16 protein-coding genes are annotated in these 17,174 nt (G+C 40.0%); 11 read left to right on the top strand and 5 right to left on the bottom strand.

Going from position 1 to position 17,174, the window contains the following annotated elements; translation table 11 throughout:
* Positions 1–182 precede the first annotated feature (182 nt).
* The 6 genes from AC27I2_RS07595 to AC27I2_RS07620 are packed head-to-tail and all read left to right on the top strand — an operon-like array spanning position 183 to position 6,346.
* Positions 183–1,526, top strand: coding sequence for a sigma-54-dependent transcriptional regulator (locus AC27I2_RS07595; protein ID WP_487203895.1), 1,344 nt, complete (start codon positions 183–185; stop codon positions 1,524–1,526).
* Positions 1,527–1,539: 13 nt separating this feature from the next.
* Entirely contained in the window at positions 1,540–1,749 is a 210-nt protein-coding gene (locus AC27I2_RS07600; protein WP_058404238.1) for a histidine kinase, read from the top strand.
* 35 nt (positions 1,750–1,784) lie between these two features.
* Positions 1,785–3,269, top strand: coding sequence for a sensor histidine kinase (locus AC27I2_RS07605; RefSeq protein ID WP_138529761.1), 1,485 nt, complete (start codon positions 1,785–1,787; stop codon positions 3,267–3,269).
* Positions 3,270–3,731 carry a response regulator gene (locus tag AC27I2_RS07610; RefSeq protein WP_008126515.1) on the top strand — a complete coding sequence of 154 codons (462 nt, stop codon included), beginning with the start codon at positions 3,270–3,272 and terminating at the stop codon, positions 3,729–3,731. It abuts the gene before it with no gap.
* 10 nt (positions 3,732–3,741) lie between these two features.
* A complete protein-coding gene (locus AC27I2_RS07615) occupies positions 3,742–5,706 on the top strand; it encodes a response regulator (RefSeq protein ID WP_138529759.1) in 1,965 nt (654 codons plus the stop codon).
* Positions 5,707–5,725: 19 nt separating this feature from the next.
* Positions 5,726–6,346, top strand: coding sequence for a fumarylacetoacetate hydrolase family protein (locus AC27I2_RS07620; protein WP_487203896.1), 621 nt, complete (start codon positions 5,726–5,728; stop codon positions 6,344–6,346).
* Here AC27I2_RS07620 and AC27I2_RS07625 read toward each other — a convergent pair.
* The 3 genes from AC27I2_RS07625 to AC27I2_RS07635 form a co-directional block, all read right to left on the bottom strand.
* Entirely contained in the window at positions 6,297–7,220 is a 924-nt protein-coding gene (locus AC27I2_RS07625; RefSeq protein WP_487203897.1) for an ABC transporter substrate-binding protein, read from the bottom strand. The genes AC27I2_RS07620 and AC27I2_RS07625 overlap by 50 nt on opposite strands.
* A gap of 139 nt (positions 7,221–7,359) precedes the next feature.
* The gene (locus AC27I2_RS07630) at positions 7,360–8,412 is read right to left on the bottom strand and encodes an aldo/keto reductase (RefSeq protein WP_058404243.1); all 1,053 of its coding nucleotides are present in this window, start codon (positions 8,410–8,412) and stop codon (positions 7,360–7,362) included.
* Positions 8,413–8,424: 12 nt separating this feature from the next.
* Positions 8,425–8,856 carry an acyl-CoA thioesterase gene (locus tag AC27I2_RS07635; RefSeq protein ID WP_487203898.1) on the bottom strand — a complete coding sequence of 144 codons (432 nt, stop codon included), beginning with the start codon at positions 8,854–8,856 and terminating at the stop codon, positions 8,425–8,427.
* A 145-nt stretch (positions 8,857–9,001) separates the two neighbouring features.
* On the opposite strand from AC27I2_RS07635, the gene AC27I2_RS07640 reads away from it, so the two are divergent.
* The 3 genes from AC27I2_RS07640 to AC27I2_RS07650 all read left to right on the top strand — a co-directional run bounded on the left by AC27I2_RS07640 (position 9,002) and on the right by AC27I2_RS07650 (position 11,956).
* Complete coding sequence (locus AC27I2_RS07640; RefSeq protein WP_171034614.1) at positions 9,002–9,178, top strand: hypothetical protein; 177 nt, start codon at positions 9,002–9,004, stop codon at positions 9,176–9,178.
* A 73-nt stretch (positions 9,179–9,251) separates the two neighbouring features.
* Positions 9,252–10,304 (top strand): DNA polymerase IV, encoded by a 1,053-nt coding sequence (gene dinB / locus AC27I2_RS07645; RefSeq protein WP_138529753.1) that lies wholly within the window; start codon positions 9,252–9,254, stop codon positions 10,302–10,304.
* Positions 10,305–10,420: 116 nt separating this feature from the next.
* Positions 10,421–11,956 (top strand): M17 family metallopeptidase, encoded by a 1,536-nt coding sequence (locus AC27I2_RS07650; RefSeq protein ID WP_487203899.1) that lies wholly within the window; start codon positions 10,421–10,423, stop codon positions 11,954–11,956.
* A 52-nt stretch (positions 11,957–12,008) separates the two neighbouring features.
* Here the strand turns inward: AC27I2_RS07650 and AC27I2_RS07655 are convergent, their stop codons facing one another.
* Positions 12,009–13,646, bottom strand: a complete 1,638-nt coding sequence (locus AC27I2_RS07655; protein WP_058404246.1) for a methyl-accepting chemotaxis protein — start codon at positions 13,644–13,646, stop codon at positions 12,009–12,011.
* Between the two features lie 200 nt (positions 13,647–13,846).
* Entirely contained in the window at positions 13,847–16,072 is a 2,226-nt protein-coding gene (locus AC27I2_RS07660; RefSeq protein WP_487203900.1) for a S9 family peptidase, read from the bottom strand.
* 113 nt (positions 16,073–16,185) lie between these two features.
* Between AC27I2_RS07660 and AC27I2_RS07665 the strand changes: the two genes are divergently transcribed.
* Together AC27I2_RS07665 and AC27I2_RS07670 are read left to right on the top strand one after the other, a co-directional pair.
* Positions 16,186–16,584 (top strand): HIT domain-containing protein, encoded by a 399-nt coding sequence (locus AC27I2_RS07665; RefSeq protein ID WP_487203901.1) that lies wholly within the window; start codon positions 16,186–16,188, stop codon positions 16,582–16,584.
* 32 nt (positions 16,585–16,616) lie between these two features.
* Positions 16,617–17,144 carry a protein tyrosine phosphatase family protein gene (locus AC27I2_RS07670; protein ID WP_487203902.1) on the top strand — a complete coding sequence of 176 codons (528 nt, stop codon included), beginning with the start codon at positions 16,617–16,619 and terminating at the stop codon, positions 17,142–17,144.
* Positions 17,145–17,174: the final 30 nt, after the last annotated feature.

Raw genomic sequence — 17,174 nt, forward strand, 5'->3', positions numbered from 1 at the left:
GTATAAGTATTAGTTGCCAATAAAAATTATTTTTATTGTGATCGTTTTTTTTCAGCTTACGTATATAGAAGGCTGATATTATGAAACAACAAATCATTTAGGTTTTAAAAGATTAGCTCAATACACACCTTTAAATTAGTTCTTAGGGTGCGTAGAATAAAAAAAAAGAACAGGGATTTATCATGTTAAACATACTTTTAGTAGATGATGACGTTGAATTTAGTGACGTTGTTTGCCACATAGTCGAATTCCTCGGCCATAATATAAGCACCGCAACCAGTTTAAAAGAAGCACACCAGTGGTTTGAAAATAATACCTTTGATCACGTGCTACTTGATTTTATGTTACCTGATGGAAGCGGACTCCACTTGCTTGATCATTTAAAAATAATTGGCCAGTCTCCAAAAATTACACTTATATCGGGCCACCCTTCAGTGAAGGGAATATTAGCCGATATGTGCGAGCCTAATATTGGCCACCTTCTTAAACCACTACAACGGGAAGATTTAGAGCTTGTTTTAAATGGCCCTAAAAAAGTAGCCGTTAAAAAGGCAAAAACCGGTGGTATTACGCGTCATTTTGGCAGCTTAATTGGTGAGTCAGAGCCAATGCAAAAACTTTACAACATGATTGAGCGCGTGGCTAAAACAAACGCTAATGTCATGCTGATGGGCGAAAGTGGCGCAGGTAAAGAGGTAGTGGCTCAAGCAATACATAATGCGAGCCAATGCGAAGGCCCGTTAGTGGCTAGTAACTGTGGCGCACTTTCAAAAGAGCTGATTGGCAGTGAGTTGTTTGGCCATGAGAAAGGCGCATTTACAGGTGCAATTGCGCGTAAAGAAGGGGTGTTTGAGCAATCAAACGACGGTACTTTGTTTTTAGATGAAGTAACCGAAATGCCAATTGATATGCAGCCTAATTTATTGCGCGTTCTCGAAACCAAAAAAGTAACCCGTGTTGGTGGCAATAAAGAAATCCCAACCAATTGCCGAGTTATTTCTGCAACCAACCGTTCGTTAGAAGATTTAGCACAAAATAACGTTATTCGTGAAGATATTTACTTTAGGTTAGCAGTGTTTCCTATTGACATACCGCCACTTAGAGACCGAAAAGACGATATACCACTGTTGGCCAAAGCATTTTTAGATCAGTTAAACGATGAAAATGGCACCGCATTTAGTTGGACTGCTGCACAGCTTAAAGAGCTACAAAGTTATGAGTGGCCTGGCAATGTGCGTGAAATCCGCCATGCAATACACCGTGCTTTTATCATGAGTGACCCTAAATCAGGCGAAGTGACATTACCAGATAATCTTGAGTCGCCATTCTCTCGCGTGAACAATCAAGCCACTGACAACGCGGTATCGGCTGGGCAAACCATAGAAGAAGTTGAAAAAGAGCTTATTCATGCAACACTCGATAAGGTACAAGGAAATAAAACACTTGCTGCACAAATGCTGGGCATTAGTACTAAAACACTTTACAACCGTCTGAATGCCTATGGTGGTATTGGCGAGTATAAATAAGTTGAGAGATAACATGACACAGAGCAATCAACCGGAGCCGCTTAATAAATTAGTTCATGACGCAAGAGCCCCTTTAAATCGCATTTCGATGAATGCAGAGTTAATTAAGTTGGTACTTGAAAACGATATGCCAAAAGAAAAAGCACTTGAGGCACTTAATAAAATTATTGTTAATTGCCAGCAATGCAGTGAAAGCTTACAGCAAATTGTTGATTCTCAATAATTAATGCGTGTTTTATACGCAAACAGGAAAGTAAAATAAGCATGCAAAAACAACAAGGTAAAGCAAACGTTACGTGGGCGGCTTTTATAGTTGTGGTGTTATCTATTATTGTAGGTAATGCATTTTTAGCATTAAATACCATTCAAGGGTTAACTCAAACACAAAAAAGCTTAGATAACACCAACATGCTAAGTTCGGCAATAGAGCAATTGCACTTATCTATTGTACAGGCAGAGTCTGGGCAGCGTGGTTACTTGCTGACAGAGGAAGATGATTACCTCACACCTTACTACGATGCAGTTGGGCAGCTTGAAGCGCAAACCGATCATGTTAAGTCTCTGCACTCAGAAATTGATGGCCAATCAGAGCGGATAGCTCAGCTGCTTGTATTGACAGAAAGTAAAATTGAAGAGCTAAAAAACACCGTTAATTTAGCGCTTGATGATAAAGAGCGCCGTGCACTCGCTATTTTAAACACCCACAAAGGCCGAGAGCTTTATAAGCAAATTCGTGAACGTGTTAATGATATTCAAGACCGTGAATTACTGTTTAAGGTAAGCCATTTCTCTAAACTCGCTCAAATTAAAAACGAAGCTAAAATTACGTTTGCAATTACCGCGATTACTAGCGCAATACTGATTATTGGTATGTTTGTAATGACGCGTATGAACCTGAGAAATGCGGCTCAATATCGGTTTGATCTTGAAAAGCAAAACGAAACATTGGCTAGTAAGGTATCTGAGCGCACACAAGAGCTCACTTTGTATTCAGACGAGTTAAGCCGAAGTAACCGAGAGCTGGAGGAATTTGCCTTTGTGGCAAGCCATGATTTGCAAGAGCCACTTCGTAAAATTCAGGCATTTAGTGACCGATTAGAAACCATGTTTAAAGATGATTTAGGTGAAAAAGGCTTAGATTATATTGGACGTATGAAAAATGCCGCACAGCGAATGTCGAACTTAATTAACGACTTGTTAGAGTTTTCGCGTGTTACTACACGAGGTAAGGACTTTGATGATACCAACTTAAATGAAGTAGTAGACGACATTCTTAGCGATTTGGAAATTGCAATAAAAGAGTCAGATGCGCAAATTGAAGTGGCCGAACTACCGGTTATTCAGGCAGATAAAAGCCAAATGCAGCAGCTTTTTTTAAATTTACTGTCCAATGCGGTTAAATTTAGACGCCCAGATGCGAGCCCGCATATAAAAATTAGCTACGAACACGAAGCTATTTTTAATGAAGATCACAATGCAGAATTAAGCTTTCAAGTTATTACTATAAAAGATAATGGTATAGGGTTTTCTCAAGACTATGCCGACAAAATATTTGTACCATTTCAGCGCTTACATGGTCGTTCACAGTATAAAGGAACGGGTATTGGCCTTTCTGTGTGCAGACGAATTGTAGAACGCCATGGCGGTACTATTACGGCTAAAAGTAAAGACGGTGAAGGGGCAACCTTCATTATAAAATTACCTGTGGAAGCTGCGCTTTTCACTTTGCAAGGAGAGGCTTAAATGCCCTACACAAAAGTTAAACCAATTACTATTTTAATGGCAGATGACGACGAAGATGATCGCTTATTAACGCAAGATGCACTCGCGGAAAGTCGAGTGCTCAATGAGCTTCACTTTGTTGAAGATGGTGTTGAGCTTCTTGAGTACTTAGAGCGAAAGGGCAAGTTTGCTGATAAAGAGGTTTCTCCTCGCCCTGGACTTATTTTGCTTGATTTAAACATGCCAAGAATGGATGGCCGCGAGGCGTTAGAGGCGATTAAAGCAAACCCAAATTTAAAAGGGATTCCAGTTGTTATTTTAACTACATCGAAACAAGAAGAAGATATGGTTAAAGGGTACAACTTAGGTGCGGCTTCATACATTACCAAGCCAGTTACCTTTGACGGCTTAGTTGATTTAATGAAAACACTAGGCAAATACTGGGTTGAATTTGTAGAGCTACCAAGTACTTTTAACGATTAATGGAGATTGTATGTTAGATAAAGTGACTCAATTGCTGCTTGTAGAAGACGATGAAGATGATTACATACTCACCTGCGACTATTTGGAACAATTAGACTCACATACGTTTAACGTTCAATGGGTAAGTTCTCCAGAGCAAGCAATTGAAACGCTCAGTAAAAACGAGCACGACATTTGTTTGCTTGATTACCGCTTGGGTGCATCTAATGGGCTTGATGTTTTAAAAGAGGCAATTGCAAATGGCTTTAGCGGGCCTATTATTATGCTAACTGGGCAATCGGATGATGAGTTAGACTCTGCAGCACTTGATGCCGGGGCCGTTGATTATTTGATTAAAGGAGAAATGAGCTCAAGCCGTTTTGCTCGTGCAATTCGTTACGCCCTTGCCCGAAAAGATGTTGAAGGAGAACGGGTAGAGCGATTAAAAGCGGAAGCTGAAAACCGTTCAAAAGACCGTTTTTTAGCACACCTAAGTCATGAGTTACGTACACCGCTTTCGTCTATTTTAGGTTACACAGAATTGTTGATGCAAAGCGACTTTAGCCAGCAAGCTGAAAACGAGCTAGGGGTTATTTATCGAAATGGTAAGCACTTACTTAGCCTTCTTAATGATGTATTAGACTTATCAAAAATAGCCGCAGATAAGCTAGAGCTTACGCTCAGTGAAGTAAACCTTGATAGCATGCTTGCTGATGTATACACGTTAATGCGTGTGTCGGTGCTTGATAAAGGCTTAACTTTACGCTTTGAATCCGATCAAGCACTCCCGCTTGTTGCTCGCCTTGATGCCACCCGTGTTCGACAAATATTAATAAATTTAATTAATAACGCAGTTAAGTTTACCGATAAAGGCGAAATAGTTGTTAAGGCATGGACGCAGCATGTTGATAACAAAGAAATGCTCTTTTTTAGCATTAAAGATTCAGGCATGGGTATTGCCCCTGAAAAACAACAGCTGATTTTTAAACCGTTTGAACAAATAGCGGATGTTGAATCGCGCTCAGTCGGCGGTGCGGGGCTAGGCTTGGCAATATGTGCAGAGCTATTATCTCGTATGCAAGGCAATATAAGTTTGCATTCAGAAATAGGCAAAGGTTCTACCTTTACTATTTCGGTGTACCCTGGTGACATTAGTGATGTTGAACGGCAAGTGCTTAACTTTAGCAGTGTCCCGCAGTTACAAAGTAAATTAACGCCGAGTAAAGTGCATGGACGTGTATTGGTTGTTGATGATTTACGCGACTTACGTATGCTCGTTGGGCACATGATCAGTAGCTGCGGCGCGCGAGTAGACTATGCAGAGCATGGCCAACAAGCACTTGAGAAAGTACGTATAGCCGACGCCTACAAGGCACCTTACGATATCATTTTTATTGATATTCATATGCCTGTAATGGGTGGTAAAGAAGCAACCATCGAGCTTAGAAAAATGGGCTACAAAGGGCCAATAATTGCGCTTACGGCTGCCACAATGAAAGGTATACACGAAGAGCTTGCCGCGCTTGGTTTTAACGATGTGATACCCAAACCAGTAGATAGCAGTGCACTATATCAATGTCTTCAAGATTATTTAGTGTCGCCGGAAAATGCTCCTCAGGCAAAAGATATTCAAGTTAAAGCGCTAAGTGAAAAAAGGCAGCGCTTTTTACTCGTCGAAGACGATGACGATGCAGCACAAATAACCCAGTTGCTTTTAGAAAGCTTAGGAGTAGAGACGGTTATAGCATCAAGCTGCGCGCAGTGTTTGCAAATACTTAACCACGATCAGCAATTTGATAAAGTATTGCTAGATATGCATTTACCCGATGGCAGTGGAATTGATTTAGGTGAGCAGGTTAATGAACGTTATCCTGAACTTCGCCTAGTTATTGTAAGTGGTGCGGAACCTGATCCTACAGAGATAAAGGATTTAAATATTGATCGTGTTTTATTAAAACCTATAAATTTAGGCTTATTAGAAACACTTATAAGTTAAAGCATAAGGTTTAAATTATATGCAGTTTATAACACTAGACTCTGAAAGATTAACGCCTTCAAAAGTGGTGTGTGTGGGTCGAAATTATACAGCCCACATTGCAGAGTTAAATAACGAAACTCCCGATGAAATGGTGTTATTTAACAAACCTAATAGTGCCATTACTCACTCTTTAAAAGCGCTTCATAATGATGATGTTTTACACTACGAGACAGAATTATGCTTTGTAGTAAAAAATAAAAAGTTTGTAGGTATAGGATTAGGCCTTGATTTAACAAAGCGTACCGTACAAAGCAAATTAAAAAATAAAGGGTTACCTTGGGAGCGCGCAAAGGCATTTGATGGCTCTGTTATTTTTAGTGATTTTATTGTGCTAAGTGATAGCACTCAACAATTTACATTTGAGCTAAAAATTAATGGTGTTGTTACGCAACAAGGCGATACTCATTTTATGTTGCATAAACCCGATGCAATTTTACAAGAGATTAGCGAGTTTATGCACTTAGATGATGGTGACGTAGTGATGACTGGCACACCTTCAGGAGTTGGTGAGGTTGTTGCAAACAGTACCTTTACCGTTGCTTTATTCGCTAATGAGCAGTGTTTGTTGGAGCAGCAATGGAAGGTTGTTCAAAGTTAATAACCTGCTGTTGATAATGTTTATTAAAGTCAGCAAAATTAGAGTTTAAAAAAATATGCTGGCTTTTAATGTATTCAGGTGATTGTAAAATGGTCGTTTTTAATGCGTCATTAATTTTTTTTATAGCTTGAGATGCAAAGTTATTTTCTGCTTTTACAGCACAGCCCACAGCACCTCGTATAAAGTCAGTTTCGTTTCCAGCCAAAGGGAGACTAACTATGTTATTAAACCTTTCTTGTTTATTAAAGTAGTCTGCCATAAATGGGTAATCAATAGAGTAATCTATAAAACCATGACTTAAGCGCGCAATGACAGCCTGGCTTTCATTTTCACTACTCCAACTAAGTGACGAGCTATTATTGCTTTTTGTATTGCTAATAATTGTGTTTATTTTATTTGAAAATTTACGCGCAGCAGCTTGGCCGTAAATGTAGTGTTGATCGGCTAATAAATTAATTAAATTGATTGGTGAGCCATATTTTTTGGTCAATTTAGGGGCTAATTCTTTAGTTGTTAATACGGAAAATGGTGGGTAAACCGTTGTTGGGTTTGATAGTTTGAGTATGTGATTATTATTCTTTTTATAAATAACACATGGAAAGCATACATTTTTACCTTCATTTAAATACTTATTAATACGCTGCTGTGGAACAACAAGCCGTGTATGCTTTACATCAGTGATAGTGTTAATTAGTTGCTCTGTCAGGTTATCGCAAAGGCCACCCTGTGGCGCTTTATCGCTTTTAGTTATGTGAAACGGAGGGGTGTAGCTTTGTAGCCAAATTATTTCTTTAATGGGCTCTACTTTCTTAGCAGTGCCAAGCGCTGTAAACGATATAAGTAACAAACTAATTAATAATACGCGTTTTGCCATTGCACAGACTTTTTTTAAAAAGTAATACTTTTAGTATAGGTAATAATTAACAATAATAAACATTCATTTTTATTAGTTTTAAAAAAAAGCAGGTAGTGATTTACCTGCTTTAATATTAATTTTAAGGTACAAACTTAAGCTAATAAGGCATAGGGAAGTTTTTAAAAATAGTTCCTATTCCTGCTAAGGTTTCGTCATCTAAAGTAATGCTAAATGCGTCTATGTCTTCTTTTAACTGCGCCATAGTTGTAGCGCCAATGATAGAAGACGTTACTCCATCAACCTGATTACACCACGCAAGAGCAAGTTGTGCAGGCGTTATGTTGTTTGCATATGCGAGCTCGGCATATTGCTTAGTTGCTTGCTGAGCATTGGGCGTATCTCTAAATATTCCGTTTCGCTGTGCAAAGCTCCATCGAGAACCTTCAGGACGAGCACCATTAAGGTATTTACCTGTTAATAAACCAGCCGCGAGGGGTGACCAAGGTAAATAGGCAATATCTTCGTGTACACATTGCTCAATTAAATAGGGCCAGTCTTTAGCATGGGCTAAGCTAAATTCATTTTGAATAGACACCATGCGTGGCAAGTTATGCTCTTTGGCTAAGCTTACAAATTGGCTTATCCCCCAAGGCGTATCGTCAGAAAGCCCGCAATGTTTGATTTTACCCGCTTTAACACAATCGTTAAGGCCTTCTAAAATATCAAGCATGCCAGCTTGGTGAGCGTGCGTATCTACATCACTAAATTTAAGTACTCCTGGCCACTGCCTTGCAAAATGTGGCGTTGAACGATTAGGCCAATGCAGTTGGTACAAATCAATATAATCGGTTTGCAAGCGCTTGAGGGAATTATCAACCGCCTCTATAACTGCTTGGCGCGTTATATCGCCACCACCTCGTACCCACGATAGGCCATTACCTGCTATTTTTGTTGCCAGTACTATGTCGCTACGTTTTTGTTGATTACGAGAAAGCCAGTCGCCAATAATATGTTCTGTTTTACCGTAGGTTTCGGGTGAGGGAGGAACAGCGTACATTTCAGCTGTATCAATAAAATTTACGCCTCGATCTAATGCATAGGCTATTTGCTCGTCTGCATCGCGTTGGGTGTTTTGAACGCCCCAGGTCATACTGCCTAAGCAGACTCTTGAAACATCAACACCGCTACTACCAAGTGGGCTGTATTGCATAAAAATTCCTTATTACTCGTCTTGGGCGTATTTTACTAAGGCTGATAAAAGTGGCTCTGTAATAGGCGCTTTTGCACCCGTTTTAAAATCAAACATGACTACTTTTGATATGCCTGTAGTGGTTATGGCATTTTGTGCGTGACTAAATATACTGTAATTCATAACAAATCGGTCGGTTTTAATATCTGAAATAGTCACGCCAACAGTTAGGGTGTCTGGAAAGGTAACCGGGCGTTTATAGCGAACCGTATTTTCACTTATTACAGGGCCAATACCACCTGGTTTAATGGTGTCGAATAAGTTTAGTTTATTTAAAAAGTCTATTCGGGCTATTTCAAAATAACGCAGGTATACCACGTTGTTAACGTGCTGAAGGGCGTCCATGTCGGCCCATGCTACAGTGATGTCGGTATGAATTGGGTGATTATCTTTGAACCTTTGCATGTACTTATAGCTCTTAACTTTAAAGCACTTAGGTTATCAATATGAACTAGCGAGCTCAAGGGAATTTATAATTAGGTGGTTTTAAAAAACTTTGTAACCAATTGATTTTGGTATACAGTTAAAAAACACACACAGGAGCACACACATGCAAAATATAATTAATTGGTTATTAGCTAGTTTAGTTTTTATAGCGTCGTTTACCTGTTATGCAATGGGTAACGCCTCTGGTGCTATTATTCTTATTTTGGCAGGGTTCTTTTTTGAAGTTTTGCTTTGGCTACGAAGCATGAAAGAGCAAGAAAACAATAAACGTCTTTTTTAATTGCCACTAAGCTTGATTATCAATAGTGATTACATGATAATAGCTGTATAAATAAACAGTGTTTATTGTGGTGATGAAAAAGTTTATACACATAGATATGGATTGCTTTTATGCGGCGGTAGAAATGCGAGACAACCCAAAGCTTGCAAATGTACCGCTTGCTATTGGCGGCAACAGTCGGCGCGGCGTGTTATCTACTGCCAACTATATAGCCAGAGAGTTTGGCGTGCGCTCTGCGATGTCTAATTACCATGCTAAGCAATTATGTCCTGATTTGGTTATTGTGCCCGGACGTATGGCTGTTTATAAAGAAATATCGAGCCAAATACGCGAAGTGTTTAGTCGCTATACCCACTTTGTAGAACCACTTTCTCTTGACGAAGCTTACCTTGATGTTACTGACAGCCAAGCCTGTAAAGGCAGTGCTACACTTATTGCTCAGCAAATAAGGGCTGACATATATAACGCTACAGGATTAACAGCTTCTGCGGGTGTGGCCCCCGTTAAATTTATTGCTAAAATAGCCAGTGACGAAAATAAGCCAAATGGCCAATTTGTTGTACTACCTAATGAGGTTGACCAATTTTTGGAACAGCTGCCGCTAGGGAAAATTCCCGGTGTGGGGAAAGTGACATTAGAGAGGTTAAATCTTAAAGGGCTTTATATTGGAAGGGATGTGCGTGAAAAAGGGGTGAACTGGATGCAGCAGCATGTGGGTAATTTTGGTGTATCGCTTTATCAAAAATGTGCGGGAGAATACATTGGTAGCGTTTCAACTGAGCGGATACGTAAGTCGCTAAGTGTTGAACACACCTACGAATACAATAAAACCAGCCTCCAAGAATGTTTGGATCAGATCCCTAGCTTAATTGATGAATTAACGCGTAGGCTTGATAAGCAACAATTACAAAGTCGTATCAACAAACTGAGTGTAAAAGTGAAATTTGCTAATTTTGTGGTTACGTCAGCCGATCAGGCTTATCACCAATTAAATACCGAAATTTTTGTACAGTTACTTACTAAGGCGTACCAACGAGGGTTGCAGCAGCCTGTTAGGTTATTAGGTATTGGCGTCGGTATTAAAAGCCAGCCAGAGCGTAACTTACAATTGAGCATTTTGGATTAATGCGTAAAATTTTTAACAAGCGTTTTAGATAAATTAAACGCTTATCGCATCTTACTGGTCTTCAATATACAAATCGACGATAATAAAGGTCTATGTTTTTAACAGGATCTGTATTTATGGCATACCCTAAAGCCGTGTTAGCCCAAGTAACAAGCGCTAGCCTTGAATGTGCATCACATGACGCACTGATCATCATAAGTGATGACTTTTCTCAATTACCTAATAATTCGCTACGCGATGCAGTTTTAGCTCAGTCAAAAATTGATGCGCGTATTGGCAAGCAAGTAACCTTACTTGTTATTGACAATAAGCGCGTGATTTTAGCACCAACAGGACCATTAAATAGAGATTACGACGATGTGCGTCGTTATTTTGATGCCGCTAAACTTGCAATTAATGAAGCTAAGTTATCAGGTAGTGTAAACCCGGCCTTATTTTTACCTAGCTTGTCAGGTGATAGCCGTTATCAGTATGCGCTAGAAGTTGCATTTTTAGGTATGTGCCAAGCGCTTTGGCAGCCATTAGAAGCACGTGAGCACCATGGCGAGGGCATTGAACCGATAGCCACTATTGGATTAATTAATGCGAGCTCGCAGACAGTTAAAGCCGTTAATGCGATTGCGGCTGGCCAGTATGCTGCTCGTGATTTATGTGGTACTGAGCCTGAGCGTATGGCGCCCCCTCGCTTTGCAGATTATTGTGTTGATTTATTTAAAGGCACAAATATAGCAGTTGATGTTATTGACAATATTGCCGACATTGACAAAAACTACCCTATGTTGAGTACTGTTGCGCGTGCATCCTATGCGGTTGAACGCCACCACCCACGCGTTGTAAAACTTGAGTATGTACCTGAGGGCGAAGTGACCCGTACACTTATGTTTGTTGGTAAAGGCCTTGTTTATGATACCGGCGGTGCTGATTTAAAAGTGGGTGGTTACATGGCTGGTATGAGTCGTGATAAGGGGGGGGCAGCGTCGGTTGCAGGCTTTATGAAGGCCGTTGCTGATTATCAACCAAAAGGTGTAAAGGTTATTGCTTACTTAGCGGTAGTGCGTAATTCAATTGGGTCTGATTGTTTTGTACCTGATGAGATAATTACCAGCCGTGAAGGTGTGCGCGTACGCATTGGTAATACTGATGCTGAAGGACGTTTGGCAATGGGTGACCTATTAAGCGAAATGAAAGATTTAGCTAAAACAGAAGTTAATCCTACACTGTTTACCGTGGCAACGCTTACAGGTCATGCTGCACGAGCTATGGGACCTTATGGTGCCTATGTAGAAAATGGCCCAGCACGGCTTGCTAAAGTGTCTCGCCAAATTGCTGATTGTGGTGATTTATGGGCAGATGGTGCTGAAGTATCGCGCTCGCGCCGTGAAGATTACGATTTTATTAAGCCACGTACCTTAGCAGATGATGTACTTTCAAGTAATAACGCCGCTTCAGCGGTTACTGCACGTGGTCACCAGTTCCCTATGGCGTTTTTAGCTGTTGTTGGCGGACTTGATAAACACGGAACTGACGCTGCACAGCCATTGCCATACGTGCATATGGATATTGCAGGTAGCGGTGTTGAAGGCGGTGATTGGCAACATGGCAAACCAACAGCGGCTTCTGTTGCTAGTTTATTTGCCTGTTACTGCTTATAAGTAGTTAACTGCTTAGATTAAAAAGCCCTGTTTAACAGGGCTTTTTTTATACTCAATGTAATTTAAACCGATTAACAATAGATGAAAGCTCTGTACTACTTTGTTTGAGCTTGTCACTTGCGCTGTTAAGTTGCTTGGTGTTATCTAACGACTGTTCAGTTGATTGAGATAAATCGTTTATGCGTAAGTTTACCTCATCTGCAGCTTGAGTTTGCTGCTCTGTTGCACGTGCAATTTGGCTGTTCATTTCAGTGATAATAGAAACGAGTCGTTCTATTTCATTAAGTGAGTTATTAGCAGAGGACGCCTGTTCAACAGTTGATACAGAAAGTGTTTGGCTAGCTTTTACTGCGTCTACAGCCGCACGGGTACCTTCTTGTAGCTTACTGATCATTGATTGAATTTCATCCGTGCTTTGCCCCGTTCTACTGGCAAGTGTGCGCACTTCGTCAGCAACTACTGCAAACCCCCGGCCATGTTCACCCGCTCGTGCGGCTTCAATTGCAGCATTCAGTGCGAGTAGGTTTGTTTGCTCCGAAATACTTCTAATTACATCAAGTACAGAGCCTATGTTTTGGCTTTCATTCGCTAAATCTTCAGTTACACGGCTTACTGTTTCAATGTTTGCTGAAAGTGTTTCTATGGCGGTTATTGTTTCTGCGACGACATGTTTACCCGTTGATGCATTTTGTGCTGCATCGTTAGCTGCTTGCTCTGCGGCTTCTGCGTTGCTACTCACATCATGTATTTGGTGGGTCATTTGCTCCATTGCCGCTGCAACTTGTGTCGAGCTGTCGTTTTGTAGCTCTATGAATGATTGGCTAGTTTTTGTTGAATCGTCAACGGTGTGGGCGTGTTCGTTAACATCGTTTGCACTTTTTGATACGTGTTCCAAAGATTCACGCATTTTAGAAACAAATAAATTAAATGAATGCGATAGCTTCGAAATTTCATCGTTACCTTCTTCATTTAAAGTACGTGTTAAGTCGCCTTCACCCTGCGAAATATCTTTCATCATATTGGCAGCAAGTCGCGTCGGTAGTAACACACTTCGCCCTATAAAGTAGCTAAATGCAATAACAGCTACAATCATCACCACAGCATTTAAAATAATAAGATTACGTTGAGAGGAAAAGGCCGCATCAATGGTGTCTAAGTAAACACCTGAGCCAATTATCCATTGCCATTGGTTAAACCCTTTTACAAAGGCGATTTTATCAACGGGTTGCTCTTCGCCGGGTTTTGGCCATTTGTAAGGGATAAAGCCTTCGCCGTCTTTTTTAGTAATGTTTACCATTTCAACAAACAACGCTTTACCGTCTGGGTCTTTATTGTTTGTTAAATCTTTACCCTCAAGGGCAGGTTTTATTGGGTGCATTACCATTTCTGGTTGGTAGTTGTTTATCCAAAAATAATTAGTTTTATCGTAGCGAAGGGCACGTATTGCACTTATTGCCTGCGTTTGTGCCTGCTGCTGTGTGAGTGTATTGTTTTGTTCGAGTGTGTAAAAGTGTTCAATAATACTATAAGCGGTTTCCACTACATTTTGTGTTTTTAGGTATTGTTCGTATTTAAGGGCTTTATATTGGTTATTTAAGCTAGAAACACTCAACACAATTAAGCCAAAAATAACAATGCCAACCAACATAGCAAAACGCTGAAAAATACTAAAACGTCGAAGATTAAGCATGTGCGTATCCTTTATTTATTTGCACAAAAAAGTGCATCAAATAAGTTTAGTAAAAATATGCATTTAATCTAGGGGATGTTTATCTTTTGAGGGTTAATTTCGATCTTTATAGGAACCATTGAACAAAGGCTGAGTTTAAGATTGGCTTTAAATAAAAAAGGCTGATTAAAAATCAGCCTTCATAAGTAAGTTACTGTTTGTTATTTAACATCAAAATGACGGTTAAAGAAATTCGTAATAGTTTGATGTAAATGAGTTTGAACCTGTTTACCGCGTAAACTATGCTTTGAACCTGGGTAGGTCATCATTTCAAACTGCTTTTCACTGTCTTGCAGTTGTTTGAATAGTTTAGTTGCATGGGTAAATAATACATTGTCGTCTGCCATACCGTGGTAAATCATCAGTGGCCCTTTAAGGCCATCGGTGTATGGAAATACTGCGCTGGCTTCATACCCTTTTGCATTCGTATCAGGGTGACCCAAATAACGCTCGGTGTAATGGGTGTCATATAATGCCCAATCTGTTACTGGCGCACCTGACACACCGGCATTAAAGTAGTCACCAGCTTTAAACATGGTCATTAATGCCATGTAACCACCGTAACTATGGCCATATATGCCAATGCGCTTAGCATCTACGTAGTCAAGTGTACGTAAAAATTCGACCCCTTTAATTTGGTCTGCTACTTCAACGTCACCTAGGTTTTTGTATATAGCGTCTTCAAACTTTTTACCACGGTTGTACGAACCACGGTTATCAAGTTGAAAAATCACATAACCTTGTTGCGCCATATATTGAAAGTATAAATTTTTGCTACGCCAGCTATTTGTAACGCGCTGAGCATGTGGACCGCCGTATACATTTACAATGACAGGGTGTTTCTTACCCGCGCTCATATTAGTTGGTTTGAATAGGCGGTAATGCATTATTTGACCATCTTCAGCTTTAATTGTCCCGTATTCAGGTTTAGCTAAATTACTAAGGTAAGGAGTAAGTGGATGGTTGTTATCTAGCTTGTTTTCTTCAAGCCATGTAATAAATTCGCCGTTAACTTTGCGCAGTGCCGCTGAGTTTGGTTTGTTCACTGAAGAACTTGTATCGATGAACGTTTTACTATCTTTTGCAAGTACGACGTTGTGGTACTGGCCTTTTTCAGTGATTCGTTTAGAGTCGCCTTTTTTAAATAAAGGCGCGCTGTATAAATGGCTTTCAAGTGGTGTATCTTTTCTGCCTGCAAAGTACACTATGCCTTTTTTCTCATCAACGCCTTTTAAGCTATCAACAGCCCAGTCACCCGATGTAATTTGACGAACTAACTGTCCATTTGTGCGGTAAAGGTACAGGTGCTTAAATCCATCACGCTCAGACGCCCACACAAAGTGTTTTTTGTCTTTTAAAAAAACGAGGTCAAAATGCAGGTTGATCCATGTATCGCTGTTTTCGGTTAGGGCTACTTTTTGCTTTTTAGACTCCGAGTCATAAAAACGTAGTTCTAAAGTTTGCTGTGAGCGGTTTTGCCATTGGTAAGAAAGCGTTTTGCTGTCTTTTAACCATTTAGCACGGGCAATGTATATGTCTTGATTTTTACCTAAGTCAATCCAATCAACTTTTTGATCGTTTAATTTAACGACACCTAACTGAATTTTTACGTTGTCGGTACCGGTAAATGGGTAGCGCTGATTAAATAATTTTACTTCGTCGGCATATATTTCGTTACGAATAGCTTCTTTAACAGGGGATTCATCAACACGGGTGTAAGCGATTTTAGTTTCATCACCAGACCACCAGTAACCTGTCATGCGGCTCATTTCTTCTTGCGCTACAAACTCAGCCATGCCATTTTTAATAACGCCGCCGCCATCTTGGCTTAATTGAATTTCTTTACCTGAATTAAGCTCTAACGCATATAGATTTTGCTCTCGTATAAACGATACGTAGTTACCTTTTGGCGAAAAGCGTGCGTCGGTTTCAAATGCTTCTGTGTTGGTCAGCTTTTTACTTTTAGCTGAGGCTAAGTCGTAGTAGTACAGGTCACCATTAAGCGGAAACAAAAGTGCTTTACCATCGGTTGACCATGTGTACTCTAGGATGCCTTTGCCAAAAATACGTTGGCGTTCACGGCGTGCCTTTTCTTCATCTGATAGGTTTTCAGGGCCAGAAAATAATTCGGCTGAATCGACTAATACGCGATTAGTGTTATCGTTTAGGTTGTATTCCCACAAATCGTAACGGTTATAGTCGTCAGTTTTACCTTGTAAATAGGTTACACGACTTCCATCTGGCGAAAATTTAAGTTGAACGGGAGATTTACCTGACAGGCTTGGGTCATCAAAAATCCGTTCTAGCGATAAAGGTTTTGCTTGAACACTGATAGCACCAACAATAAGTGGTACAGCAAGTGAGAGGTGTTTTATTTTTTTTAGCACAAGGTTACCTTAGCTCAGTATAAATATTATTTTGAATGGTAAAGCCAAGCGTGTGCAACTGCAACTAAATGCTATAAAGTAGCAATTATTAAAGATTAACAAGGATAAACACAATGACTGAGAGTCAATTTGAACTGGCTGTTGAACTTCAACGAGATTGTATCGAGTTAGCCGATTGGCCTCTTTGCAAGGTGCTTTTATTAAACGATAGCCTGTATCCTTGGTTTGTATTAGTACCAAGGCAAGCTGGTTTAAAAGAAATAATCGACTTATCTGAAGACGATCAAGTGGTGTATTTAAAAGAGTCTGCAAAACTAAGTAAGTTACTTATTGAGGTTTTTAACCCAGATAAATTAAACGTCGCGGCTTTAGGGAATATGGTGCCGCAACTACACATTCATCATATTGCACGATTTAAAACTGATAAGGCGTGGCCTGCGCCAATATGGGGTAAGTTTGCGGCAGTCCCTTACACTGAAGAACAAATAGAAAAAATAAAAGCATGTTTTTAAAAGCGAAAACATTTACACAAGTGAGGATTAAAATGAAATTACTTAAAACCCTGAGTACCAGCTTATTTGTTATTGCGTTATCGGGCGGTTATGTTGCTGCTACTGAGCAGGTAAATAATACCGAGGTTGTAAAAAAGGCTGATATTAAGAACTTTGCTGTTCATAGTAACCTTGTGTATTCGGCTGCACAGCCCAGCAAAGAGCAATTAAAGCAATTATCTAAAGCAGATGTGAAGCACGTTATAAATTTACGTGGGACAAATGAACAAGATTGGGATGAAGGTGAGTTTGTTCAAACGCTTGGTATGGGTTATCACGCATTGCCTATTTCTGGTGCGCAAGATATTACAGTCGCGAATGCACGCAACTTAGCAAATTTACTTAAAAAACTAAACGGTGAGCCGGTTTTGGTTCATTGTGCTAGTAGTAATCGCGTTGGGGCTTTAGTTGCTATTTCAGCCCATGAAGACGGGTTAAGTATTGATGAGGCGCTTGAAAAAGGAAGGCGCTGGGGAATGAAGAGCCTGGAATCTAAAGTGCGAGATGTTATAAGCAAATAAAAATAAAGGCGTTACACAGTTAATTGTAAC

Source organism: Pseudoalteromonas sp. NH0006-46 (assembly GCF_057547735.1).

What these genes read in the sequence shown, in the direction of transcription:
- AC27I2_RS07595 (WP_487203895.1), top strand. Translation starts at nt 183, where the DNA reads ATGTTAAACATACTTTTAGTAGATGATGACGTTGAATTTAGTGACGTT.
- AC27I2_RS07630 (WP_058404243.1), bottom strand. Translation starts at nt 8,412, where the DNA reads ATGCAATACAGCCCACTTGGTAGTAGCGGTGTTGATGTTTCAAGAGTC.
- AC27I2_RS07620 (WP_487203896.1), top strand. Translation starts at nt 5,726, where the DNA reads ATGCAGTTTATAACACTAGACTCTGAAAGATTAACGCCTTCAAAAGTG.
- AC27I2_RS07610 (WP_008126515.1), top strand. Translation starts at nt 3,270, where the DNA reads ATGCCCTACACAAAAGTTAAACCAATTACTATTTTAATGGCAGATGAC.
- AC27I2_RS07655 (WP_058404246.1), bottom strand. Translation starts at nt 13,646, where the DNA reads ATGCTTAATCTTCGACGTTTTAGTATTTTTCAGCGTTTTGCTATGTTG.
- AC27I2_RS07635 (WP_487203898.1), bottom strand. Translation starts at nt 8,856, where the DNA reads ATGCAAAGGTTCAAAGATAATCACCCAATTCATACCGACATCACTGTA.
- AC27I2_RS07665 (WP_487203901.1), top strand. Translation starts at nt 16,186, where the DNA reads ATGACTGAGAGTCAATTTGAACTGGCTGTTGAACTTCAACGAGATTGT.
- AC27I2_RS07625 (WP_487203897.1), bottom strand. Translation starts at nt 7,220, where the DNA reads ATGGCAAAACGCGTATTATTAATTAGTTTGTTACTTATATCGTTTACA.
- AC27I2_RS07615 (WP_138529759.1), top strand. Translation starts at nt 3,742, where the DNA reads ATGTTAGATAAAGTGACTCAATTGCTGCTTGTAGAAGACGATGAAGAT.
- dinB (WP_138529753.1), top strand. Translation starts at nt 9,252, where the DNA reads ATGAAAAAGTTTATACACATAGATATGGATTGCTTTTATGCGGCGGTA.
- AC27I2_RS07650 (WP_487203899.1), top strand. Translation starts at nt 10,421, where the DNA reads ATGGCATACCCTAAAGCCGTGTTAGCCCAAGTAACAAGCGCTAGCCTT.
- AC27I2_RS07640 (WP_171034614.1), top strand. Translation starts at nt 9,002, where the DNA reads ATGCAAAATATAATTAATTGGTTATTAGCTAGTTTAGTTTTTATAGCG.
- AC27I2_RS07670 (WP_487203902.1), top strand. Translation starts at nt 16,617, where the DNA reads ATGAAATTACTTAAAACCCTGAGTACCAGCTTATTTGTTATTGCGTTA.
- AC27I2_RS07600 (WP_058404238.1), top strand. Translation starts at nt 1,540, where the DNA reads ATGACACAGAGCAATCAACCGGAGCCGCTTAATAAATTAGTTCATGAC.